This window comes from Methanobrevibacter sp., assembly GCF_045220775.1.
GTDB lineage: Archaea > Methanobacteriota > Methanobacteria > Methanobacteriales > Methanobacteriaceae > Methanocatella.
Map to the genome: position 1 here is coordinate 1 of NZ_JBGUWC010000104.1, position 21951 is coordinate 21951.

At 36.8% G+C, this 21951-nt stretch carries 26 protein-coding genes and 2 tRNA genes; 9 read left to right on the forward strand and 19 right to left on the reverse strand.

The window, feature by feature from the left end; genetic code table 11:
* Positions 1-10: 10 nt before the first annotated feature.
* Both ACJROP_RS06615 and ACJROP_RS06620 read right to left on the reverse strand, forming a co-directional pair.
* Positions 11-85, reverse strand: a tRNA-Pro gene (locus tag ACJROP_RS06615).
* 115 nt (positions 86-200) lie between these two features.
* Positions 201-274, reverse strand: a tRNA-Thr gene (locus tag ACJROP_RS06620).
* A 115-nt stretch (positions 275-389) separates the two neighbouring features.
* On the opposite strand from ACJROP_RS06620, the gene thiM reads away from it, so the two are divergent.
* Both thiM and thiE read left to right on the forward strand, forming a co-directional pair.
* Positions 390-1256 carry a hydroxyethylthiazole kinase gene (thiM, locus tag ACJROP_RS06625; protein ID WP_406534692.1) on the forward strand — a complete coding sequence of 289 codons (867 nt, stop codon included), beginning with the start codon at positions 390-392 and terminating at the stop codon, positions 1254-1256.
* Positions 1253-1873, forward strand: coding sequence for a thiamine phosphate synthase (gene thiE, locus ACJROP_RS06630; RefSeq protein ID WP_406534693.1), 621 nt, complete (start codon positions 1253-1255; stop codon positions 1871-1873). Before thiM ends, thiE begins: the two co-directional genes overlap by 4 nt.
* A 35-nt stretch (positions 1874-1908) precedes the next feature.
* Here the strand turns inward: thiE and ACJROP_RS06635 are convergent, their stop codons facing one another.
* The 4 genes from ACJROP_RS06635 to ACJROP_RS06650 are packed head-to-tail and all read right to left on the reverse strand — an operon-like array spanning position 1909 to position 5558.
* Positions 1909-3123 carry a phosphoglycerate kinase gene (locus ACJROP_RS06635; RefSeq protein ID WP_406534694.1) on the reverse strand — a complete coding sequence of 405 codons (1215 nt, stop codon included), beginning with the start codon at positions 3121-3123 and terminating at the stop codon, positions 1909-1911.
* Between the two features lie 9 nt (positions 3124-3132).
* The gene (tpiA, locus tag ACJROP_RS06640; RefSeq protein ID WP_406534695.1) at positions 3133-3801 is read right to left on the reverse strand and encodes a triose-phosphate isomerase; all 669 of its coding nucleotides are present in this window, start codon (positions 3799-3801) and stop codon (positions 3133-3135) included.
* A gap of 46 nt (positions 3802-3847) precedes the next feature.
* Positions 3848-4726, reverse strand: a complete 879-nt coding sequence (locus ACJROP_RS06645) for a DNA-methyltransferase (RefSeq protein WP_406534696.1) — start codon at positions 4724-4726, stop codon at positions 3848-3850.
* 1 nt (position 4727) lies between these two features.
* On the reverse strand, positions 4728-5558 hold the full coding sequence (locus ACJROP_RS06650; protein WP_406534697.1) for a hypothetical protein: 831 nt from the start codon (positions 5556-5558) through the stop codon (positions 4728-4730).
* A 170-nt stretch (positions 5559-5728) separates the two neighbouring features.
* Between ACJROP_RS06650 and twy1 the strand changes: the two genes are divergently transcribed.
* Positions 5729-6646, forward strand: coding sequence for a 4-demethylwyosine synthase TYW1 (twy1, locus tag ACJROP_RS06655; RefSeq protein ID WP_406534698.1), 918 nt, complete (start codon positions 5729-5731; stop codon positions 6644-6646).
* Here the strand turns inward: twy1 and ACJROP_RS06660 are convergent.
* From ACJROP_RS06660 to ACJROP_RS06685, 6 genes are read right to left on the reverse strand one after another with little or no spacing between them, the layout of a single operon-like run.
* A complete protein-coding gene (locus ACJROP_RS06660; protein ID WP_406534699.1) occupies positions 6621-7283 on the reverse strand; it encodes a flavodoxin family protein in 663 nt (220 codons plus the stop codon). The two genes, twy1 and ACJROP_RS06660, sit on opposite strands and share 26 nt — an antisense overlap.
* A 1-nt stretch (position 7284) precedes the next feature.
* On the reverse strand, positions 7285-8403 hold the full coding sequence (gene sucC, locus ACJROP_RS06665) for an ADP-forming succinate--CoA ligase subunit beta (protein WP_406534700.1): 1119 nt from the start codon (positions 8401-8403) through the stop codon (positions 7285-7287).
* Between the two features lie 8 nt (positions 8404-8411).
* Positions 8412-8960 (reverse strand): 2-oxoacid:ferredoxin oxidoreductase subunit gamma, encoded by a 549-nt coding sequence (locus ACJROP_RS06670; protein WP_406534701.1) that lies wholly within the window; start codon positions 8958-8960, stop codon positions 8412-8414.
* Positions 8961-8969: 9 nt separating this feature from the next.
* On the reverse strand, positions 8970-9827 hold the full coding sequence (locus tag ACJROP_RS06675; protein ID WP_406534702.1) for a 2-oxoacid:ferredoxin oxidoreductase subunit beta: 858 nt from the start codon (positions 9825-9827) through the stop codon (positions 8970-8972).
* A gap of 1 nt (position 9828) precedes the next feature.
* Positions 9829-10947: a 2-oxoacid:acceptor oxidoreductase subunit alpha gene (locus ACJROP_RS06680; RefSeq protein WP_406534703.1), complete on the reverse strand. Its 1119-nt coding sequence runs from the start codon at positions 10945-10947 to the stop codon at positions 9829-9831.
* An 8-nt stretch (positions 10948-10955) separates the two neighbouring features.
* Positions 10956-11222, reverse strand: coding sequence for a ferredoxin family protein (locus ACJROP_RS06685; protein ID WP_406534704.1), 267 nt, complete (start codon positions 11220-11222; stop codon positions 10956-10958).
* Positions 11223-11356: 134 nt separating this feature from the next.
* Here ACJROP_RS06685 and ACJROP_RS06690 point away from each other — a divergent pair, with 134 nt between their 5' ends.
* Complete coding sequence (locus tag ACJROP_RS06690) at positions 11357-11848, forward strand: fumarate hydratase C-terminal domain-containing protein (protein WP_406534705.1); 492 nt, start codon at positions 11357-11359, stop codon at positions 11846-11848.
* A gap of 9 nt (positions 11849-11857) precedes the next feature.
* On the opposite strand, the gene ACJROP_RS06695 is transcribed toward ACJROP_RS06690, so the two are convergent.
* On the reverse strand, positions 11858-12595 hold the full coding sequence (locus ACJROP_RS06695) for a peptidylprolyl isomerase (protein ID WP_406534706.1): 738 nt from the start codon (positions 12593-12595) through the stop codon (positions 11858-11860).
* Between the two features lie 207 nt (positions 12596-12802).
* Here ACJROP_RS06695 and ACJROP_RS06700 point away from each other — a divergent pair, with 207 nt between their 5' ends.
* Complete coding sequence (locus ACJROP_RS06700; protein ID WP_406534707.1) at positions 12803-13897, forward strand: DUF763 domain-containing protein; 1095 nt, start codon at positions 12803-12805, stop codon at positions 13895-13897.
* Here the strand turns inward: ACJROP_RS06700 and ACJROP_RS06705 are convergent.
* Both ACJROP_RS06705 and cobS read right to left on the reverse strand, forming a co-directional pair.
* Entirely contained in the window at positions 13894-14436 is a 543-nt protein-coding gene (locus ACJROP_RS06705) for a tRNA (cytidine(56)-2'-O)-methyltransferase (RefSeq protein WP_406534717.1), read from the reverse strand. The two genes, ACJROP_RS06700 and ACJROP_RS06705, sit on opposite strands and share 4 nt — an antisense overlap.
* 251 nt (positions 14437-14687) lie before the next feature.
* Positions 14688-15470 (reverse strand): adenosylcobinamide-GDP ribazoletransferase, encoded by a 783-nt coding sequence (gene cobS / locus ACJROP_RS06710; protein WP_406534708.1) that lies wholly within the window; start codon positions 15468-15470, stop codon positions 14688-14690.
* A gap of 150 nt (positions 15471-15620) precedes the next feature.
* Between cobS and larC the strand changes: the two genes are divergently transcribed.
* Together larC and queC are read left to right on the forward strand one after the other, a co-directional pair.
* Positions 15621-16790, forward strand: a complete 1170-nt coding sequence (gene larC, locus ACJROP_RS06715) for a nickel pincer cofactor biosynthesis protein LarC (RefSeq protein WP_406534709.1) — start codon at positions 15621-15623, stop codon at positions 16788-16790.
* Positions 16787-17464, forward strand: a complete 678-nt coding sequence (gene queC, locus ACJROP_RS06720; RefSeq protein ID WP_406534710.1) for a 7-cyano-7-deazaguanine synthase QueC — start codon at positions 16787-16789, stop codon at positions 17462-17464. Before larC ends, queC begins: the two co-directional genes overlap by 4 nt.
* Here queC and ACJROP_RS06725 read toward each other — a convergent pair.
* The 3 genes from ACJROP_RS06725 to ACJROP_RS06735 all read right to left on the reverse strand — a co-directional run bounded on the left by ACJROP_RS06725 (position 17461) and on the right by ACJROP_RS06735 (position 19515).
* Entirely contained in the window at positions 17461-18009 is a 549-nt protein-coding gene (locus ACJROP_RS06725; RefSeq protein WP_406534711.1) for a VWA domain-containing protein, read from the reverse strand. The two genes, queC and ACJROP_RS06725, sit on opposite strands and share 4 nt — an antisense overlap.
* Positions 18010-18238: 229 nt before the next feature.
* Positions 18239-18490, reverse strand: a complete 252-nt coding sequence (locus tag ACJROP_RS06730; RefSeq protein WP_406534712.1) for a transcriptional regulator — start codon at positions 18488-18490, stop codon at positions 18239-18241.
* A 14-nt stretch (positions 18491-18504) separates the two neighbouring features.
* Positions 18505-19515, reverse strand: coding sequence for a M48 family metallopeptidase (locus tag ACJROP_RS06735; RefSeq protein WP_406534713.1), 1011 nt, complete (start codon positions 19513-19515; stop codon positions 18505-18507).
* 173 nt (positions 19516-19688) lie between these two features.
* On the opposite strand from ACJROP_RS06735, the gene ACJROP_RS06740 reads away from it, so the two are divergent.
* Positions 19689-20405 carry a DUF4012 domain-containing protein gene (locus ACJROP_RS06740; protein ID WP_406534714.1) on the forward strand — a complete coding sequence of 239 codons (717 nt, stop codon included), beginning with the start codon at positions 19689-19691 and terminating at the stop codon, positions 20403-20405.
* A 60-nt stretch (positions 20406-20465) separates the two neighbouring features.
* On the opposite strand, the gene ACJROP_RS06745 is transcribed toward ACJROP_RS06740, so the two are convergent.
* Positions 20466-21464, reverse strand: a complete 999-nt coding sequence (locus ACJROP_RS06745) for an NADH-dependent flavin oxidoreductase (protein WP_406534715.1) — start codon at positions 21462-21464, stop codon at positions 20466-20468.
* A 134-nt stretch (positions 21465-21598) separates the two neighbouring features.
* On the opposite strand from ACJROP_RS06745, the gene ACJROP_RS06750 reads away from it, so the two are divergent.
* Entirely contained in the window at positions 21599-21817 is a 219-nt protein-coding gene (locus ACJROP_RS06750) for a DUF6677 family protein (RefSeq protein ID WP_406534716.1), read from the forward strand.
* Positions 21818-21951 lie beyond the last annotated feature (134 nt).

The following is a 21951-nucleotide window of genomic DNA, read 5'->3' on the forward strand; positions in this document are numbered from 1 at the left end:
GGCGGGAAAATGGGTCCGCCCGGATTTGAACCGGAGTCTCAGGCTCCCAAAGCCCAAAGGATCGACCAAGCTACCCTACGGACCCACACACTATTAGCATGTAGATAAGATACTAATAATAATCTATGCAAACCAGTATATAAATGTTACTATAATAACTATAATTTCATGAAAAATTTATATAATTCGCATAAATTAGAAGCCCCGGACGGGAATTGAACCCGCGACCACGAGATTACAAGTCTCGCGCTCTACCAGACTGAGCCACCGAGGCAAAAGAAAATATCATATAACAAAATAATTTATGTGCCAAGTCACTTAAATACTTTACTATAAATAAGAAATATTCTTACTAAAATTTAAATATTACAAAATTATAATTAATAATCATGATAAATAACGAATCCGATTTACTAGAAAAAATCGATGAAACCTTAAGCAAAATCAGAGAAAAAAATGCATTAACACACTGTATAACAAATTCAGTGACAATCAACGATTGTGCAAATGCAGTTCTTGCAATTGGCGGATCCCCATTCATGGCAGAGGATGCAGAAGAACTTGAAGAAGTAGTAACCATAGCAGATGCGTTAGTGATAAATATCGGCAAATTAAGCAAAGACCAGATAAAAGCTATGAAAATAAGTTGTGCTGCCGCAAATAAAACCAACACCCCAATTGTCTTGGATCCAGTAGGAGTTGGAGTAACTCAACTTAGAAACAGAACAACATTAGATTTGATTGAAAATTACCATATTACCGCAATTAGAGGAAATATTAGTGAAATAAAAGCAATTGCAAATTTAGTTGGAGTATTAGATGGAAGTAACACAGCAAAAGGCGTTGACGTAAACATTGCAGATATCATTACTGAAGAAAATTTAAGTGCAAATGCTGATTTGATAGCCAAATTAGCATCCCAGTTAAATACAACAATACTTGCAAGCGGACCTATTGACATTTTAACCGATGGCGAAACCACAATATCCATTGATAATGGGGATGACATGATGCCCTTAATAACAGGCAGCGGTTGCATGTTATCTTCAATCGTAGGAAGTTGTATTGGAGGATCCACACCTTTAGAAGGCAGTTTAGTAGCAATTTTAGCAATGAACATTGCCGGTGAAAGAGCAAGAGCTAAAGTTGAAGAAAAAGATGAAGGAACCGGTTCGTTTAGAGCATATTTAATTGATTATCTCTACAAAACAGATAGCGAAATATTAAAAGAAAAATCAAACATTAAGATACTATGAAAAAATTAGATTTATCACTATACTTAGTCACCGATAAAAGTGATGATGTAGAAAAATTCTTAAATACAATTGAAGAAGCAATAAAAGGCGGAGTGACTGTTGTTCAAATAAGGGAAAAAACAGCCGATACTTTAGACTTTTATAATTTGGCATTGAAAGTTAAGGAAATTACAACAAAATACAATGTTCCACTCATCATTAACGATAGAGTAGATATTGCACTTGCCATCGACGCCGATGGAGTTCATGTCGGACAATCTGACATGCCTTGTGATGTTACAAGAAAATTAATCGGCAAAGATAAAATACTTGGCGTTTCAGCGGCAACTGTCAATGAAGCTCAAAAGGCCGAAAAAGATGGTGCGGATTATATTGGAACAGGAGCAGTGTTTCCAACAGCCACTAAAGATGATGCCCCTTCAGTTACAAAAGAAGAATTAAAAGAAGTTGTTGATTCAATTGATATTCCAGTAGTTGCTATCGGAGGAATTAATCATGGAAATGCTTCTGAACTAAAAGATACTGGAATTGCAGGATTGTCTGTTGTAAGTGCAATTATGAGTGCTGATGATCCTAAAAAAGCATCCCAAGAGCTATTAAATATATTTAATAGCTAATTTATTTTTTTAAAAAAAAGATAAAGTAAAAAAAATTATTTTTTACTGTTTTTTAAAGCTTCTACAGCAGCTAACTTTTTACCAGCCAACATGCTGATACAAGCTCCACCACCACTGCTTACATGGCTCATTTGATCTTCACAACCAAGCCCAGCTGTAGCGGCTGCAATATGTCCTCCACCTATAATTGAAAAGCCTTCAGAGTTTGCAATAGCATTAATCAAGTCTTCGGTACCCATTGCGAATTTAGGGTCTTCAAATACTCCTGCAGGTCCATTTGCAAATATTGTCTTAGCATCCCTGATTTCCTTTGCATATAAATCAATGGTTTTTACACCAATGTCAAAGATAGCCTCATTTGGAATTTCACCAACGTCAATATCTACCCTTTCACCATCTATTTCACAGGCTGCATCGATAGGATATTTAATTTTATCACCAAATCTTTCAATCAATTCTTTTGATTTTTCAACCATGTCCTCATAGCCTTTACTTGCTATGAAATCCCTATTGACTTGACCTATATCCGCACCGGATGCCCATAATACAATATTTCCAACAATTCCTGTTGTCAAAATGGCATCGGCAGTGCCGTTGTTCAATACGTTTTCCATAACCTCAATAGAGTCATCGGGTTTCATTCCACCAAGCAGGAATACGCATGGGTGTTGAACATTATCCAAAGCATCTTGAATTACTGTCAACTCGCGCTCCATCACACGGCCTGCAGCAGATGGGGTATTTACGGTAAATCCGAGCAAGGAAGCCTGAGATCTGTGAGCTGCAGCAAATGCGTCATTTACAAAATAATCAATTAATGGGGATAAATTTCTTACGAGCAATGTTTTTGACTGTTCTTCAGGAGTTCTTGAAAGGTTTTCTTCTGAAAAGAAACGTGCATTTTCAAGTAAAAGAATTTCATGTGGTTTTAGGTCATTAATGGCTTCTTTAGCAGCACTGGAGAATAAAGAATCAACATATTTAACCCTTAGATTCAGAATTTCAGAAAGGGCATCGGCATGCTGGGATAAAGTTGTAAAGTCATTCTTGCCTGGACGGCTTTGATGAGCAATAAGTACAACCTTTGCGCCTTTATTAGACAGTTCCCTGATTGTTTGGGCATGCAATTTCAATCTGGTATCATCAAGAATCAATCCAGAACTAGGGTCTACCGGTGCATTAATATCAACTCTGACAAGCACAGTCTTGTCTTCAACATCAAAATCGTCAATTGTATTAAATTCAACCATATTCCCACTCTATAATTTACTTACCAAATCAATCAATGCGTCTTTTGGACTTTCCGCCTTGATGATTCCGGATGCAAGCAATACTCCGTCAGCACCTAAATCCATTGCGGCTTTCATGTCATCACCAGTTGTTATTCCAGCACCGCATAAAACCTTAACTTTTTTATTGATGGATTTTACTCCTTTAACACTGTTTTCAACAACTTCCGGTTGTGCTTGAGATACGGGAATTCCAGTGCCTATAAGTTCAGGCGGTTCAACAGCAACGGCGACCGGACCAAGGGCTGCTACTGCTTTGGAAGTCTCAATATTATTGGTGCATACACATGATTCAATATCGTTTTCCTTACATAGTTTTATAACTTCATCAATGTCTGCCAATTTCATTCTGTTCTCAGAATGGTTAATCAAAGAGCCGCTGATTCCGGCATCGATTAATGTATTGATTAAATTAGAACCTGTATGTCCTCCAGGAGCAATCGGATCGATGTGTTGTGCAAAAATAGGGAGTGAAGTTTCTTCACTTATTCTATAGATATCTGCTGCCTGAGGAGCTGCAACCATAGTGATTCCAGATTCGCTAGCAGCGCTTTCCAAGTCATGTGCAAGTTCTAAAGCATTTATACCACTTGATTCCAAATAGGTTTTATAGTTTAATATCACAATTGGTGTGTCCATAATAATCCCACAAATAACTCTTTAATAATTATATATAACATAACTATTAAATAAATTTTTGATTGGAAATTCTTTTTTCGGCCAACTCTATATATTCCTTTTTGATATCATAACCAATGTAATTTCTTTTATTTTGTATCGCTGCAATTGCGGTTGTTCCGCTGCCGCAAAACGGGTCGAGAATGACATCACCTTCATAACTGTAAAGATTTATAAGCCTGTGAGGAAGTTCAATTGGAAACGGAGCGGGATGACCAATCTTTTTGGCGTTGACTGCCGGAAATGTCCAAATACTTTTTGTCCATTGGATAAAGTCATCATGCTTTATGGTATCCTTCTTCTCTTGAGCATTATTTTTTGAATAAGATTCCTTTGAAAAGACCAATATGTATTCATGGTAATCCCGAAGGACAGGATTTGAAGCTGACATCCAGCTTCCCCATGCGCATGACCCTCCGGCACTGGCGGACTTATCCCAAATGATTTCTCCGCGCATTAGATAGCCCAAATCCAGCATGATTTCAATGACCATCGCATGAATCGGAATATATGGCTTTCTTCCAAGGTTTGCTATGTTGATGCAAGTCCTGCCTCCGGTTACCAGTTTCCTATAGGTTTCGCTGAAGACGCTAGTCAACAAATCAAGATACTCGTCCAAAGTCAAGTCATTATCGTATTCCTTTCCAACATTATACGGCGGGGACGTTATCATCAGATGAATGCTGTTGTCGGGAATTTCATCCATCCTTTCACTGGATTTGCAATATAGCTTGTTTAAATCCTCTTTTTCGATTTTGGATTCCTTGAATTCAATGCTTTTTGGAATTTTAAATTCTTCAAACAGTTTTGAGCTGTAAAATTTTTTTGAACTATGAGACTCCCTTAAAACAGAACCGAATGCTGCAGTTTGAGTTTTCCTTACCAATTCAAGACCCCTTTATGAGATTTAAAAATTTCAATCCCTTATTTTCATAACTTTCTTCCATGTTGGCCATTTCTATGTACTTACCCAGAACTTCACTATTTTCCATTCCAGAAAAGAAATTCAAATCGTTATCAAACAAGCGATTCAAATGCAATCTTAACTCATCTGTATTGTCAAACCTGACAAAACCCCTTTTCGGAGTGGATTTTCGGGTGTTTCCATGATTTAGCGGAAAAGGATTCAACGACCAAAATCCTTGAATTATGCCTGCACTTTTCAGATGATCTGCCTTTTTGGAAAACCCGTTGGATAAAGGCGCATTTCCTAAAACTATTATGGGTATTTTTGAAGACTCGAAATTTGAAACCCTTATGTCAATGCATTTGCCAATGGCTTTCAAAATGGAATCCGAACGTGTAAAGCTTGGCTTTCCCTGATGAGTTCTGAAATCGCCAACTTCCCTGATTTCTTCAGAATCTACATCATATTGCCAATTCCACACCAGAGACATTTTAACTTCAAATATTACTTTTACTTCACCAGGCTTTAAAACTTTTTTATCTTCCGTTGCAATGACAATGTCTGCCGGAGACCTTGAAGTGATTCCAAGGGAAGGAATTCTTGCCTGCCTAACGACATGGAGATTTTCATCATCAATCAGCGCATTGAACAGATTGCAAACCCAATTTTCGGTGAAATTGCCTATCAATGAATTTCGGGACTGCAGTGTTGATTTTGGACCCCTATATCCTTTAGGCCAGTATGCCAAATATCTGCCGTCATCGGTTTTGTAGAACAGCTGATTTATAAAAGCCACATTTTTGCTATCCATAAAAAATAATTTTTCCTGATTTTTATTCCATAATCTCATAATAAATAATATAATAAATAAACATATTTAAGTTTTTGATTAATAAATTACAATATTGTTCAATATTTATTAAATTTATTCCGGTTTAAAAAAATGTATATACTAACAAAACTAAAAATTAATTTGATTTTATGTCATTCAATAAAAGCCAGATTGAAAAACTAGAAAAAAGCGGATATCGATTTGTAGGCAAACACGGTCATGCAGCCGTTAAAACTTGCCATTGGACTCGTCAAAGCATTTCAGACAAGGGAGTTTGCTATAAAGAAAAATTCTACGGCATCCAGTCCCACAGATGTCTGCAGATGTCACCTGCAGTTCCTAACTGCCAGCAGGAATGCGAATTCTGCTGGAGAGACCTGACATACACACAAACCAGCTGGAAAGATGATGAATATGACAATCCAAAAACCATAGTCGATGAAGCGATTAAAGCGCAAAACAATTTATTATGTGGCTTTTATGGGAACAGCAAAGCAAATAAAAAGAAATTGGAAGAAATGAAAAATCCAAACAATGCTGCAATTTCTCTTGCGGGAGAGCCAACACTTTATCCAAAGATTGATGAGCTGATCGGCGAGTTTAACAGAAGAGACTTTACAACATTTGTGGTCAGCAACGGCCAATGCGTTGACAGATTAAGGAATCTGGAAAATGATCCCTACCAACTATACCTTTCCTTGGATGCGCCTTGCGAGAAAATATTCAATGATGTGTGCAGACCTAGAATAAGCAATGCTTGGGATAATTTAAATGAATCACTGGAAACACTTGCCAGTTTTGACTCACGTACATGCATAAGGAATACCTGCGTTCGCGGAAGAAATATGGAACACCCTGAAGAATATGCAAAACTAATAAAAAAAGCTGACCCTGACTTTGTGGAAGTCAAGGCATATATGTTTGTCGGTTCTTCACGTGAAAGATTAGCCTTGGACAATATGCCATCGTTTGATGAGGTTAAAAGTTTTGCTCAAAAAATAGGAGAAAAGTGTGGTAAAGAATTAGTAAATGAATCTGAAGTCAGTCGTGTTGTTCTGCTCGAATAGCTATTTTTTTACCGAGTTCAAATGCACTTTCTAAATCTTTTGGAAATCTGTTTTCACGAATTTGTCTTCTTTCAGCTTCGTCAAAAGAATCGGAAACATATTTTGAATAGTCCTTAAACTGATAGGTTTCATGGACGTAGAGATGTTCAGGTCTTGTAAACACCATGCTCAAAGCCATTTCAAAATGATTATGAATACTATGATATCCAATTTGATGTGAAAGCTCATCAGACGCATTCATAGTGTAAATGAAAGCAATTGGCATTTTTTTATGCTCAACAGTTTCAGTTTTGCTGTAAGCAATGAACGGGAACATGAATCTTTCCAAAAAGCATCTCATATTTCCGGTTACATCACTGAAATAAATCGGTGAGCCTAAAATAACACCATCCGCCTTAACAATTTCATCTAGAATAGGTTTAAAATCATCGTTTTGAACGCATCTGCCATAATGTCTCCCATTCTTTATTTTGCATGCAAAACAGCTCCTGCAGCCATGGAACGGGAAATCATATAAATTCACCCTTTCGGTTTCCGCATCGGGATAGACTGATTTGACGCCTTCCAGCGCCTTATCCAATAGCTGTGCTGTATTGCAGTTTGGTCTTGGAGAACCATTAATGGCAAAGAATTTCATTTTATTTACCTTCCGCCTTTATTTCTTCACAGAGCTCAACAGCCTTTTTAGCTGCCTTCTCCATTGAAGTTTCATATGGAATTCCGGCTTCCTCTAAAAGCCTTTGACCTTCTTTTTCGTTGGTGCCTGTTAATCTGATAACGATAGGAACATCACGATCAACATCTTCCAAAGCTTTGATTACACCGCGAGCGACATCATCCGCTTTAGTGATTCCACCTAAAACGTTTAAGAAAACGACTTTAACAGGATCATAGTTCAATACAATGTTTAAAGCTTGGTTAATGATTTGTTCTGAAGCTCCACCACCGATATCGAGGAATGTTGCCGGTTCCCCGCCATTAAGCTTAATCATGTCCATAGCGGTTAAAGTCAAACCTGCACCATTACCTATGACGGCAATGTCCCCGTCCAATTGAACGAAGTCGACCGCTTTTTTCTTATAGTGCATCCTTTGAACCAAATCTTCATGTCTGTATAGGGAATCGTTTTCAACAACCAATTTGGCATCAGCGGCAATCAGGCCATCCGGTGTTAAGACTAACGGGTTGATTTCAGCAGTATCTGCATCATATTTTTCAAATACGTTATACAATTTCCAGATTATCTCTCCCATAGGAGAAATCAACTCGGATGAAACTCCCATTTTACGTGCAACTTCACGCGCTTCGTATGGTAAGAATTCAAGTAAAGGATTAGGATAATATTTAATGATTTTTTCAGGGTTTGTCTTAGCCAAGTTTTCGATTTCAACCCCACCTTCTTTACTTGCTAAAATTACAGGTCTTCTAGCACCCCTATCAACTGAAACGGTTACAAAGAATTCATTTAAGATTTCTGCTTTTTCTTCAATCAATAAATGGTTTACCTTTTCGCCTTTAATTTCCATTTGTAAAATTTCTTCGGCGATTTTTAAAGCTTCCCCAGGGTTATCGGCAAATTTGATACCTCCTGCTTTACCTCTACCACCAGTTAAAACTTGTGCTTTAACAACTACAGGAACATTCATCTCTGAAGAAATGGCCATAGCCTCTTCAGGATAATTTGCAACATGCCCTTCTAAAATTGGGATGCCTTCCTTTTGAAAAATTTGTTTTGCTACGCTTTCAAAAAATCTCATTTTAACACCTATTCCGCTAAAGCATATCCTGCTTCAAAAGCACTAATATTCTTTTCTTCAGTTCCTGCTGGAACACTGACTTCTATAGCCTTAATAGCAGCTTCTTTGGATATAACTCCAGTAATTTTTGTAATAGCTCCGACCATAACAATGTTTGCTACAATCTTAAGTCCGATTTCGTCAGTAGCTGTCTTTGTAGCAGGAGCTTCATAAACTTTAATGTTATGCTCTTCAATAAAATCCCTTACATCTTCAACATCAGTTGTTCCTGGATCGACAATTAAAGTTCCGTTATCCTTTAAATCCACAATATATTTAACTAGAGCTTCGTTGGACATTGCAACTAAAATATCCGGACTTTGAACTTTAGGATAATCGACTTTAGTATCACTAATAACAACTTCACATTTGGAAGCTCCACCACGGGCTTCCGGACCATAAGATTGGGTTTGAACAGCTTCTTTACCGTCAAAAAGACTTGCAGACTTACCTAAAATTATGCCTGCAAGAATAATTCCTTGACCTCCAAATCCACAAATTCTAATTTCAGTTCTCATATTATCCACCTATAGCTCTGTTTCATATGCTGAATTGATAAGAGTCTTCTTACCGAATTTTTCCACACTTATTTTATCAATATTTTCTGTGAATTCGTCTTTTTGGGTATTTGCAAATTCACCAACAACGATTTTGCCTTCCAACTCTTTTGGCCTCATCCTATCTGCAGCTGATTTGAATACTGTATTTGCCTTCATGACAGCCGCCATTGCAGTAGGAGTTTTGAGTTTGTTTTTACGACCAAAGTAAGTTGGACATTGGGTTGCGACTTCAATGAATGAAAATCCAGGGTTTTTCAATCCTGCTTTAATGGAAAGTACCAGATTTTCAATTTGAACTGTTGTCCACCTTGCAGAGTAGCTTGCACCTGCAGCCGCAACAAGTTCAGCCAAGTTAAACGGATTATCAAGATTACCATATGGTGCAGTTGTTCCGAAACTGCCTTTAGGAGATGTAGGACTGATTTGACCACCAGTCATGCCATAAATATTATTATTTATACAGATAACGGTTAAATTAATATTTCTTCTAGCCGCATGAATCAAATGATTACCACCAATGGAAGCCGCATCACCATCTCCAGTAAATACTACAACATCCAAATCCTTATTGGCTGTTTTCAAACCGGTTGCGAAACTCAATGCCCTTCCGTGAGTGGTGTGCAGGGAATCGCATTTCAAATAACCCGGAATCCTTGAGGAACATCCGATTCCGGAAACCATCGCAATATTATCAAAGTCCATTTCAGCCTTTTCCATAGCTGCTAAAAATGCGTTGATGATAGCGCCATTTCCACAACCCGGACAGAAGATATGAGGCAATCTGTCTTCTCTTAAATATGGGAGAAATCTATTTTCTTTAGTCATCTTAGTTTCCTCCTATTTCATCAATTTTTTCTAATATTTCATCAGGGGTAGGCAATAAGCCACCAATCACTCCCATCAAATGAACATCTTTATCTTTAATTACACGGTCAACTTCATAGTACATTTGACCTAAATTCATTTCTACAACAAGTATATCACTAGCATTACTTGTTAACTCCTTGATTTGTTCATCTGGGAAAGGCCATGGAGTATCAATCTTAATGTATCCTATTTTTTTATCTGTTTTACTTACCGCTTCGACAACAGACCTTACAGGAGCTCCATAAGAAACAATGACAATGTCTGCATCTTCACAATTTTCACTTTTTACAGAGCAGATCTTATCCTTATTGTTTAAAACCTTATCACAGATTCTTTTAACAAGATTATGATGGGTTTCAGGGTTGTTAGTGTCTGGATAGCCTCTTTCATCGTGAGTCAATCCTGTTACATGTATATTAAATCCATCACCGAATGCCGGCATAGGGGTTGTTCCGTTTTCAATATTTTCAAACGGCAAGTAATCGTCACTTTTTTCAGGTCTTTTTCTGGCAACAATCTCGATATTGTCATCTATAATGATTTTTTCTCTCATGTGCCCTATAACTTCATCAGCCATGACTAAAACCGGAACTCTGAATTGTTCAGCTAAGTTAAATGCCTTAACTGTAAAATCAAAGAACTCTTGAACACTTGACGGAGACAATGCTATTGGTTCATAATCCCCATGAGATCCCCAACGGGCTTGCATCATGTCACTTTGTGATGCCATAGTAGGTTGAGCTGTTGAAGGAGAACCCCTCTGAACATCAACGATGACGATTGGAGTTTCACTCATGAATGCGTAACCTATATTTTCCTGCATCAATGATATTCCCGGACCTGAGGTTGCTGTCATTGATTTGGTTCCGCCCCATGAAGCACCAATAATGGCTCCAGCGGAAGCAATTTCATCTTCCATCTGAACAAATGAACCTCCAACTTTTGGCAATTCACGAGCCAAAGTTTCTGCAACTTCTGTAGATGGAGTAATCGGATAACCCGCAAAGAATCTGCAACCTGCAGCTATTGCTCCTTTAGCACATGCTTCATTTCCTTGAATAAATAATTCTTCAGCCATTTTAACACCTACTTTTCCCCTTTTGTGAAATTAGGATTAAAGTTAATATCTTTTTCGTTGTTCATCCACCAATTTTCAGGCAAATCAACAGTGATTGCTTGATCTGGACATGCGATTTCGCAAGTACCACATTTAGTACATCTTTCCTCAAATTTAGTGAAAGGTAACTGTACTCCTTTTTTGTTAACTTCAGGAGATATTGCATATACATTCTGATAACACATAAATAAGCAAAGATGACATCCTTTACACAAATTTTCGTCAATAATAATCAATTTATAATCTCCTAACAATTCTTGATAACTAAATCTAGAATGTATATTATTTATGTTAATAAACATTTAAATATCTTATTAAAAATCGTGATAAATTCAAAAATTTTAAAATTATTAAAGAAAAATAATTAATCATGAAACATTTAACTACCCCAATTACTGATGAAGACCTATCTCAACTTAAAGTAGGCGACCAAATTGCCATTTCCGGAACAATCTATACTGGCCGTGACGCTGCCCTTCCGCAATTTGTTGAATTGATCAAACAGGATAAGGTACCATTTGAGGTTGATGGAATGGTCATTATGCACACTGCCTTCAGCGAAGCGGGAATCGCACCAACAACAAGCAGCAAAGAGGAAATTGAGTCTTCAATCCCATTTTTAAGTGAACATGGCGTGAAAATTCACATTGGCAAAGGAATGTTAAATGAAAAAACCATTCAATCACTGAAGGAAAACAATTCTATTTTTGTAATAACACCACCGGTTGCAGCATTATTAACGAATAAGGTTTTAAAAAAAAACTGTGTTCTATTTGAAAATGAGGGCATGGAAGCCATGTTTGAGTTAAAAGTAGAAAAAATTCCTGGAATTGTAGCAGTCCAGGATGGAAAAAGTATTTAAGAAAAAGACTTATTCGTCTTCTTCTTCATCATCTGAGGATTCTTCTCTTTTTTCGAATTCATCTACGAAATTGACTTTGGTAATTTCATCGATGTTGTCCCAGATGTCTTTAGCTATTCTGAATCTTGCAAAGGTAATGTCCATGTATGATTGTTGGTCGAATTTGGACATTTCATCTAATTTGATGTTTGCAACGCCGTCAACGATGTCAATTTCTGTTTTGTCAATGTCGACGTTAGGATTAGAGTAGTGTAACTCAATCATGCTTTTGATTTTTTCTGCATCATCTTCGATGACTTCACATACTTCAACATCATAAATCAAATCTTTTCCAGCCAATTCGTGGTTGAAATCGACTTTTACTCTTCCGCCGTTTACGGTTAATATTTTACCGGTTGATCCTTCGGAAGTGATTCTCATTCCAGGGAAAGGAGTCATGCCTTGTTTTTTGAATTCTTTCATAGGCACTAATTGAATCAATTGAGGATTTCTTGGACCGAATGCGTTATCGGAATCGACTTCAATATGTTTGGTTTCACCTGCTTCTAATCCTTTAATTGCTTCTTCAATAGCAGGCAATAAGTGGTTTCCACCTACAACAATAGGAATTGCTTTGTAAGTTTTGTTTTCATCGAAAATTCCGGCTTCCTGTGCAATTTCATCATAAGTAGTATCGAATACTTCATCAGTTTCTTTAATTTTACCTGTAAAATTTACTCTTACAAAATCTCCGTTATCTATAGCCATAGTAATTACGCTCCTTAATAATTTTGATTAAATAATTTGTTAATAAATATAACATTATAATTTATAGTTACAATCATTTATTAAAGTTTTGTTTATATGAAAAATATTGTAAAAAATAAATGTTGCATAAATTAATTAAAATGTTTCAAATACTTTTCAAATGCTCTTCCTAAAACAATAATATTTATAAGAAAAATATAATTATTCATGCAAAGAAGAGGAGCAGTCAATTTACCACTTCACGGAGGCCATCCGCCGGCATGGCTATTTTCAAGAATGGTTAAGCTATCCGGAGCGCTAGCTTCAGTCATCATTGAAGAGTACAGTTTAGCCGAATTTTTAAACAGAATATCAAATCCCTACTGGTTTCAGGCATTCTCCTGTGTTTTAGGTTTTGATTGGCATTCCTCCGGAACAACCACCACCACATTAGGCGCTCTGAAAGCATCACTATCCCCTGAAGAGCATGGAATATATTTGACTGGAGGCAAAGGGGCCAAATCCAGAAGAACACCGCAAGGAATTGAACACGCCGGTGAAGTGTTTAATTTGAAAACAAAAACAACGGAAAAACTGGTCGAGACAAGCAAACTATCCGCTAAGATAGACAATTCATGCATTCAGGACGGATACACATTATACCAGCACAATTTTTTCATAACCGAGAAAGGGGATTGGGCCGTTGTCCAGCAGGGACTGAATGTCGAAAGTAAATATGCCCGCAGATACCACTGGCTGGGAAGTGAAGTCGACAAGCTCCTGAATGACCCTCACAGCGGAATTTCATGCGATAAGATAACTCCCCAAACATTGAACATGTCTTCAAAAGACAGCGAAGAAGCGCAAAAGATAAGCGTTGATTTAATCAATGACAATCCCAATCATTTAAGGCAATACTTCAAAAGAAAAGATAATCAGTTGCTTCTGGAAGACTTTACGATGCCTGCCCATCATCCTGTTCTTGACATGGACATTTCAGATAAGGAATTTGAAGTCTTGACAAAAGCCTGGGAGATACAGCCTGAAAATTATGAGGAACTGATTTTGCTTCAGGGAATCGGTCCTAAAAAGATAAGGGCATTGGCATTGATTTCAGATTTGGTATATGGCGAACCTGCAAGCTGGAAAGATCCTGTAAAATATAGCTTCACGCATGGAGGAAAAGACGGTTTTCCATATCCAGTTGACAGGGAAGTTTATGACAACTCCATCCAAACGATTAGGGATGCCATTGACCAAGCTAGAATAAAAAAAGATGAAAAATTAAAAGCGATTAAAAGATTGGATGATTTCATCTCTTAGCGATTTTCATTGTGGATATTAACTGTTTTTCCATGAGCATTCGGAATGACTTCGAGCACAGGATTTTCAAATTCCAAATCGAACTCCTTGCCGTCCATCAGCAAATGTTGAAATACCGCCAGTGATGAGACTTCAGAGTGCGGTTGGGTTGTAACGGAAACATTCCAGTCAGCAGCCTTATAAACTTTTCCAGGGACTTTAGCACCGCCGACAACGATTAAAATATCAGACCCGTCCTCACGAATTTCAGGAGCCACTTCATGAGCTTGAGACCCGTACATTGTAAGATGAACGACTTTCCCGCCATCCGCTTTCCATTTGTTGATGACGCTCATGTAGCCTTCAGCGTATTCTATTTCGAAATTTCCTCCGAATCTTGAAGCAGTATCCCTTACATTTTCCATCAATTTGTTGTCTCGCTCTCCTGCAAGGTAGATTTTGCTTGCTCCGAACGCACGGGCAGTTAAACACACGTGGGTTGTAATACGAGTATCCCTTTTCAATCTGTGGTCCAATCTTAAAACATTAACATTCATAATATCAACAATTCCAAAAATAATAATCTAATATTTTGAATTTGAAATATATAATAATTTGCTTGCTTTTAAGATGAAGTTACCACTTATGAAATTTGAATTTTATGAATTGATTAATATGCCTAAAAACAATGGAGGTGAAATATATGTATAGAACTATAAGTGATAACTCATCAAGTAGTATTATACACCACCTGATTAATAAATTAATCGCTCATTAAACTTCAATATTGATTTAAACTTGTAAAATTAGTTTATATATAATATAAAGTTATTGTCATGAATAATAATGTGAATAGCCTGCCCACTTCATTACTCATTCCAAGAACATCGCCATTTGCCAAGCCAAAATTGCGCCTTGCAATAACTGCTATTATGATTCCGCTCACCAATGCTCCTGCAACACCCACTATGCCCACCATGCCGCCAAGCAATCCTGCAATGCATGCTACGATTATTGTTGAAGCGAAGAAATTGGCAAGGTTAGTTTCACGAATGAAATAGCTTCCAATTCCCGGAGTTAAAGGTATTGACAGCAGTGCGGTTGTTATCAATGAAGTTTTTGCCGCCATTTCACAAATGATAATGCCAACTAAGAAATTATAATCGAGAATGTTATAAATTCCGGCAATTGTAAGGCTTGCCACTAAAAACAAAGTTGCGACACCGCCGGCACCAACTGAAGGATCTTTCATTATTTTGATTTTACGTTCAGGCTCTCCATGAACCATAACGCCATCGGCCATGTCCATCACACCATCCAAATGATTATAACCTGTAATGATCATTAAGAATGCATAAACAATTGCTGCAGTGAAAAATGAATTCAGATGAAGGAATTCAATACAGACATAACCGCAAATGGCAGCCAAAATGCCTATGAATAAATGCAGAAATGGCCAGCACCAAGTCAGCTTGGTCATGTACTCGATTGAAGTATATACCTTTATCGGCAATATTGTTGAGAATGTCAGAAGTCCTAAAATGGACCTGATTGGTGAAAATTCCTCATCTTCAAAGTAGCTATCATCTTCCATAATTATTCCTCAAATATTTTAGACATGCGACTGTAAAATGCAGATTACATTATCTTTCTCGATGACATCGAATTTCAGTTATGCCTATTGATAATATATATAAATTATTTAATTTAAATTTATATTATACATTGAAAAAGGACTCATATTATGACAATTATTATTGACCCACAGGGAAGTGGAATCGCAGGAAATATGTTGATAGGTGCATTTGTTGATTTAGGAGCCAATGCAGACAAATTAAAAGAAGTTATGGAAAAATCCGCCGAAGATTTTGGAGGAGTAGAAGTTACTTTTGAAAAGATAAATAAACATGGACTCGAATCTACATTCTGCCATGTTGAAATGCTTGAACATAAACACTCTATAGCATATCCCGAATTCATTGAAAAGATTGACAGCTTGGATTTGGACGAAAACGTTAAAGAAACTTCAATTAAGGTATTTGAAAGAATAGCCAAGGCCGAAAGCAAGGTTCATGGAAAAGATTTGGAAACAATACATTTTCATGAAGTCGGAGCCAGTGATGCTGTAGCGGATGTGATAGGTTCAATTTATGCTTATTATAGTTTGAATTTGGATAAACAAAATGTCATAGGCCTTCCGATAGCTGTTGGGGGCGGAACAGTGAAAACCGATCATGGAATATTAGCTATTCCAGTGCCTGCCGTTCTGGAAATTGTAAAAGATGCAAAAATACTTGGCGGACCGGTTGAAAGCGAACTTGCAACACCAACAGGATGTGCAATCTATATGGAAATCTGTGATGAGATAAAGGATTTCATCCCACAAATAAAACCTAAAAATATGGGCTATGGTGCTGGAAGGAAAGATTTTGACCATCCGAATGTCTTAAGGATAATCGAAAGCGATGACATTTGTGAAAGCGACAAAATTGATGTCATTGAAACAAACATAGACCACCTGACCGGTGAAGAAATAGGATACCTATTTAATAAATTGCTTGATGCAGGAGCTTCTGACGTTTCAATTACTCCGATAATAATGAAAAAAAACAGACAGGGAAGCCTTTTAAAAGTAGTCTCCAGAAAAGAACATAGAGATGAACTGGTCAAAACCATCTTTAGCGAAACCGGAAGTCTGGGCATAAGAATTACGCCCAACATTCACAGGGGAATTGCAAAAAGGGAATTTGAGAAAAAAACCGTCGAAATAAACGGTAAGGAATATGAAGTTACCTTTAAAATCGGATACATTAACGGCGAAGTAATCTCAAAAAGACCGGAATATGAGGATTTAAGAAAAATCGCTGAAGATAGCGGGCTTGCCTTGAGAAAAGTTAAAGAGCTGATCAAATGAAAAAGGCCATTTCAGTTTTATCCGGCGGTCTTGATTGCACTGTCGCAACAAGCGTTTTCAAAAACGACTATGAAATCCATGCAATAACATTTGATTACGGTCAAAAGGCTTTTAGGCGAGAATTGCAGGCTGCAAAGGAAATCTGCAGCAAAATGGGCTGGACTCATGAAGTGATTGACCTTCCATGGCTGGCCAGAATAAGCAATTCCAGCTTAAACACCTCCGAAGAAATTCCAGAGCTTTCGGAAAACGACTTGGACGATTTGGAAAAAAGTGCAAAAAGCGCCAGCAGCGTTTGGGTTCCGGCAAGAAACATGGTTTTTACATCAATTGCAGTTTCTTATGCTGAAAGCATTGGAGCCGAAAAAATCATTGTTGGTTGGGATTATGAAGAAGCAGCCACATTTCCAGACAATTCCAAAGAATTTTTAGAAACTTTTAATGATTTAATTGATGTTGGCTCACCTGAAAAAATAGAAATTGAAGCACCATTAATTGATTTGAATAAAGAGGAGATTGTTGAATTAGGTTTAGATATCGGTGCTCCAATTGAATTGAGTTACTCTTGTTATGATGGCAGAGATAAACAATGCGGTGTTTGTGAAAGCTGTATGAGAAGAAAAAGAGCTTTTAAAAACGTAGGCATAAAAGATAAAATGGAATATGAAATCTAGTCATATTCGTCTAATTCTCTTTTCCAGTCGGATTCTTCTAAGGAAATATTATCCCTTAAACTCATTGTTGCATTTTCTACAGACCTGAATGCCCTATTGAAACCATCACGTGATTTTCTGTAATTGGCTACGTGGGTTCTTTTAATTCCGATATGGCCGGCTTCTGTATATGAATCGATGTCTGCACCGATGAAAATGAATTCCCAAGTATGATTTTCAATCATATTCTTAATTTGGGTTTTTGAAAATTCAATTGATGCGTTTTCCATACCGTCAGTCATTATGACAAACAAAACCTTGTTGTCGATTTCCTTATCAAGAGAGGTTATTGTTCTTCCTATTGCATCCAAAAGTGCAGTTGATCCCCTTACATAATATTCTTCACGGGTTAATTCCTTAACATCATTGATTGGTTTTCTTTTGTATAGCACTTCGTATCCATTGTCAAAAAGAATGGTTGTTACGTTAGTGTTTAACTCTTTTTTCCTTTCTGTTTCTATGTAAGAGTTGAATCCTCCAATTGTGTCATCTTCAGAGCCATGCATTGACCCGCTCCTGTCGATTAAAAATATCAAATCTAAATCCTGGTTTTGAGGTAAATCCTTCAGGTTTTTTCACATCCTGATGTTTAGTTATAAGCTATTTATTAATAGTTTAATAGTAACTTATACACAATATATTATCTACTTGATAGTATATAAATGTTTCTGAATAACACGAAAAAACAGGTAAAAAAAGAGTAAAATAAAAAAAGTAAAAAAAAAGTAAAAAAAGTTATTCAAGGCTGTTTAATAGATTTAATCCGTCATCAGACAACCTATAAAGACGACCTTTCCTAACTTCAGGATTGATGCATTCAACAATCTCTTTTTCTTTTAATTGCCTTAATACATTAGATATATGATTAGGCAATATGCCGCTGTCAGATGCGATTTCTTTGGGCATCTTCACATCTTCACCAAGAGATTTTAAGACTTTAACTCTATAGGAAGACTTATTAACATATCTTAAAACATCATCATTCATAAAACATATTCCCTCTAAAGCTTGTTGCCGCAATTTGTGCAAAAGGTATCCCCTTCACCAATAGGCGCTCCGCATTTAGGGCATTTTGTCTTGGATTCAAATTTGGCTCCGCAGTTTGTACAGAATTTGGAATCGGCATCAACAGGAGCTCCGCATTTTGAACAGCGAACACCGCTTTCGCCATCATCAGGCTTCTTGAATTCATCGGTGGGAGTTTGATTAGTGCCTATGACTGGTTTTGAGTGGAAATCTGTTTGATTTTCGATTTCAACAATCAAATTATTCATTGCAGCAATCCTTTTGGAATCAGACGGGTGAGTTGAGAAGAAATCATTCTGATTAGAGTTTTTTGATGACATTGCCTCCCAAAATGCAGGAATCTGTTTGATATCATAACCTGCCCAATGAATTATCATCATTCCTAACCTGTCCGCTTCAAGTTCCTGGTCCCTTCCCCATGGATTCAATAAAAAGTATTGGGATCCTACGCTTGCAACATTGGTGGCCGCTCTTGTCAACTCTCCGATTGCTCCCAATCCGAAAAGGTCCATTGCAAAGCTGCCAATCCAAGCGGCTGAAGTTATGGCATTTTGAGCGCTTTGAGCGCTAGCTCTTGTTCTTGAGTGATCTAGAAGTGCATGAGCCATTTCGTGACCAAGGATAAATGCAATTCTCTCTTCAGTATTTGCAACTGAAAGAATGCCTGAAAACACTACAATTTTACCTCCAGGCATGCAAAAAGCATTTACGGTATTGTCCGCAATCAGATGTACATCCCAATCATAATAATCCTTTATATAATCAAGCCGGCCGATTTCACTTAAATACCCCTGGACTGCATTGATTAGATTTACAGCCACCTTTCTAACGGCCTGTCCCTGAGGAGTATTGTCCAAAAGTTGTGCCTTATTGATTACGGCATAATATTCTTTATATGATTGTTCAAGGAATTTGTCATCATTAACAATATCAAAATGCTTTTTTCCGGTAAATGGATTTACGCCACTTCTATCATTTTTTGCCATGATTAAATATATGCCACCAAATATTATATTAAAATTGTGTTTACAAAAAATGAAGTGCATGGAAAGCATCAGTGCAACAATTCTAAAAATTTATATAATTTAATTTAAATAACTTTATATGTCAATTATATTATTCAAATAATAAATTTTAAATAAAAGGCATGGGAATTGAAATGAAAAGGACAAAAAAACTAATAATAGCTATTCTTGTGGTTATTCTTATAGGATTATTGGCCGTAATTGCCGGAGCATTGTTCATGGGTCCGGACTTAACCTATGAAGATAAGAACATACTGGTTTTAGCTTCTGACAAATATGAGCAGTCCAACGGGGGAGTGGACATGGCATATATGGTTCACCTAGAAAACGGAAGTCTGGCAAACTATACTCCAGTTTATCCTGGAGAAATGTATCACCCGTCACAACCCGCTCCAGGCGGCCTTGGTGGAAATATGATGCTGCACGACTGCCTTTGGGACGGTCTTGATTCAGGTATGCAATATGCAGCGGAAATTGTCGAATATCATACCGGAATGCATGCCGATGCAGTAGTTGTCGTATATGATGAAGGTATCGACAATATTATTGACTCCATCAGGCCACTTTATGTGGATGGTGAAGAAACTACCCTTAGTGCAACAGATATTGTCCGTGAAAACGATGCATATAACGGATATCCGGGCAATGAAAATGTTCAGGGAACAATGTCAAGAGCGGATGCAGTTATGGTATTGACCAAAGCCCTTTCCAATGCTAGTAAAGACCCTACCAAGAAAAGCACTATGGTAGAAGCTGCTGTAAAAGAATATACTAAAGGAAATATTGTAATGAAACCTGACGGATCATTTACAAGATTGCTTGCTACCAAAGGATTTGAAAATATAGCGTAATTCAATGAATCTTTAAAGAATAGTATTTATTCTTTAAAGAACTTTTTTTATTTTTACTTTTTAATATTTAAAGCAGGTACTGGTTTTTTTACTATAACAATTATTGCAGCTTTGACAAATCGCTACACCATCTCCGTTTTTCTTCCAATCCGCTAAAAAGTCAGCTTGAGCTACAAACGGCTTTGACATGGAAACGAATTCGACCTTTGAATTGTTTAACACATCATTGATTTTAGCCATTTCCCTTAGAGATCCTCCCAATATGACCGGAACATCAACAGCATCAATCAAATCGTCAACATAAACTAAAAACGGATGTTTTACTCCCTTATCATAAATCTGAGATATTGTACGTGCAGTCAATTGGATGCTGTCGGCACCTGATTTTTCTAATTCCTGTGCAATAGCTATGCTTTCATCTGCAGTAATTCCCCCTTTTCTAACATCCCAAGGATTGATTCTGCAGCTTACATGCAAATCCATTGTCTTTTTGATTACTTTGATTATTTCAGAAGAGATTCTTACACGGTTTTCAGTGTTTCCACCATATTTATCATCCCTTTGATTGAAATATGGATTCATGAATCTTGCAAGGTAAAAATTATTGCCCATATTAATTTGAATACCATCAAAACCTGCAAAAGAGAATTTTTTAGCAGCCATGATAACTTCCGCTTGCAGCTTTCTGATTCCTTCCTGTGAAATGTCATTGGCCTCAACTTTTTGATTTTCACCGTCATCATAGTAAAAAAACGCCAATTGCCCCAAAATCGGAACATCATACTTATGAACAATGTCAGCAACCATTTGATAATCTTTTATAAAGCCCCTGTAGTTTAAATTAGCTGAATATGGGAAAAACCTATCCTTATGGTCAAGCGCGAAGATTTCTGATACAATCAAACCTGTACCGCTACTTGCAATATCCTCATACCTGTCATAGATTGCGGGGGTTAAAAACCCACCATCTTCGGTTTCGGTTTCCCAAGTTCCAGTTCTAACGATTCTACTATTCAATTTTAAATTACCTAACTGACATTCGTCAAAAATATCTTTCATGTTATCACGACAAATAGTTTGTTATATGAATATTAAATCTAAAGGGTTAATAAATTTAAGGAAAAATTAAAGAAAAGATTTATTAATACTAATGATTATATCAAGTAATAACTAGTTAAATGGAGGTAAAAAATATGGCAAATGCTATACTCGCAGCAATATTGTCCTTTTTCATTCCGGGTTTAGGTCAAGCTTACGCCGGAGATATTAAAAAAGGGATAATATTCTTTGTGATTGCAATAGTATTAGGATTTATCCTAGGATATATATTCGGAATGGGCACTATAACTTACATTATAGCACTTATTTACGACTTATATGCTGCATACGACGCATATAAAATGTCCCAATAAAAAAAATATTAACTTATTTTTCTTTTTTCATTTTTTAAAAACACCAAAAAAGATTAAACCATCAATAATAATAAAATTAAAAAAAGAGTAAAAAAGGTAATCTATTTGATTACCATTAATGTATCGCCTGCACT

What these genes read in the sequence shown, in the direction of transcription:
- thiM (WP_406534692.1), top strand. Translation starts at nt 390, where the DNA reads ATGATAAATAACGAATCCGATTTACTAGAAAAAATCGATGAAACCTTA.
- thiE (WP_406534693.1), top strand. Translation starts at nt 1,253, where the DNA reads ATGAAAAAATTAGATTTATCACTATACTTAGTCACCGATAAAAGTGAT.
- ACJROP_RS06635 (WP_406534694.1), bottom strand. Translation starts at nt 3,123, where the DNA reads ATGGTTGAATTTAATACAATTGACGATTTTGATGTTGAAGACAAGACT.
- tpiA (WP_406534695.1), bottom strand. Translation starts at nt 3,801, where the DNA reads ATGGACACACCAATTGTGATATTAAACTATAAAACCTATTTGGAATCA.
- ACJROP_RS06650 (WP_406534697.1), bottom strand. Translation starts at nt 5,558, where the DNA reads ATGGATAGCAAAAATGTGGCTTTTATAAATCAGCTGTTCTACAAAACC.
- twy1 (WP_406534698.1), top strand. Translation starts at nt 5,729, where the DNA reads ATGTCATTCAATAAAAGCCAGATTGAAAAACTAGAAAAAAGCGGATAT.
- ACJROP_RS06660 (WP_406534699.1), bottom strand. Translation starts at nt 7,283, where the DNA reads ATGAAATTCTTTGCCATTAATGGTTCTCCAAGACCAAACTGCAATACA.
- sucC (WP_406534700.1), bottom strand. Translation starts at nt 8,403, where the DNA reads ATGAGATTTTTTGAAAGCGTAGCAAAACAAATTTTTCAAAAGGAAGGC.
- ACJROP_RS06670 (WP_406534701.1), bottom strand. Translation starts at nt 8,960, where the DNA reads ATGAGAACTGAAATTAGAATTTGTGGATTTGGAGGTCAAGGAATTATT.
- ACJROP_RS06675 (WP_406534702.1), bottom strand. Translation starts at nt 9,827, where the DNA reads ATGACTAAAGAAAATAGATTTCTCCCATATTTAAGAGAAGACAGATTG.
- ACJROP_RS06680 (WP_406534703.1), bottom strand. Translation starts at nt 10,947, where the DNA reads ATGGCTGAAGAATTATTTATTCAAGGAAATGAAGCATGTGCTAAAGGA.
- ACJROP_RS06690 (WP_406534705.1), top strand. Translation starts at nt 11,357, where the DNA reads ATGAAACATTTAACTACCCCAATTACTGATGAAGACCTATCTCAACTT.
- ACJROP_RS06695 (WP_406534706.1), bottom strand. Translation starts at nt 12,595, where the DNA reads ATGGCTATAGATAACGGAGATTTTGTAAGAGTAAATTTTACAGGTAAA.
- ACJROP_RS06700 (WP_406534707.1), top strand. Translation starts at nt 12,803, where the DNA reads ATGCAAAGAAGAGGAGCAGTCAATTTACCACTTCACGGAGGCCATCCG.
- cobS (WP_406534708.1), bottom strand. Translation starts at nt 15,470, where the DNA reads ATGGAAGATGATAGCTACTTTGAAGATGAGGAATTTTCACCAATCAGG.
- larC (WP_406534709.1), top strand. Translation starts at nt 15,621, where the DNA reads ATGACAATTATTATTGACCCACAGGGAAGTGGAATCGCAGGAAATATG.
- queC (WP_406534710.1), top strand. Translation starts at nt 16,787, where the DNA reads ATGAAAAAGGCCATTTCAGTTTTATCCGGCGGTCTTGATTGCACTGTC.
- ACJROP_RS06725 (WP_406534711.1), bottom strand. Translation starts at nt 18,009, where the DNA reads ATGCATGGCTCTGAAGATGACACAATTGGAGGATTCAACTCTTACATA.
- ACJROP_RS06730 (WP_406534712.1), bottom strand. Translation starts at nt 18,490, where the DNA reads ATGAATGATGATGTTTTAAGATATGTTAATAAGTCTTCCTATAGAGTT.
- ACJROP_RS06735 (WP_406534713.1), bottom strand. Translation starts at nt 19,515, where the DNA reads ATGGCAAAAAATGATAGAAGTGGCGTAAATCCATTTACCGGAAAAAAG.
- ACJROP_RS06740 (WP_406534714.1), top strand. Translation starts at nt 19,689, where the DNA reads ATGAAAAGGACAAAAAAACTAATAATAGCTATTCTTGTGGTTATTCTT.
- ACJROP_RS06745 (WP_406534715.1), bottom strand. Translation starts at nt 21,464, where the DNA reads ATGAAAGATATTTTTGACGAATGTCAGTTAGGTAATTTAAAATTGAAT.
- ACJROP_RS06750 (WP_406534716.1), top strand. Translation starts at nt 21,599, where the DNA reads ATGGCAAATGCTATACTCGCAGCAATATTGTCCTTTTTCATTCCGGGT.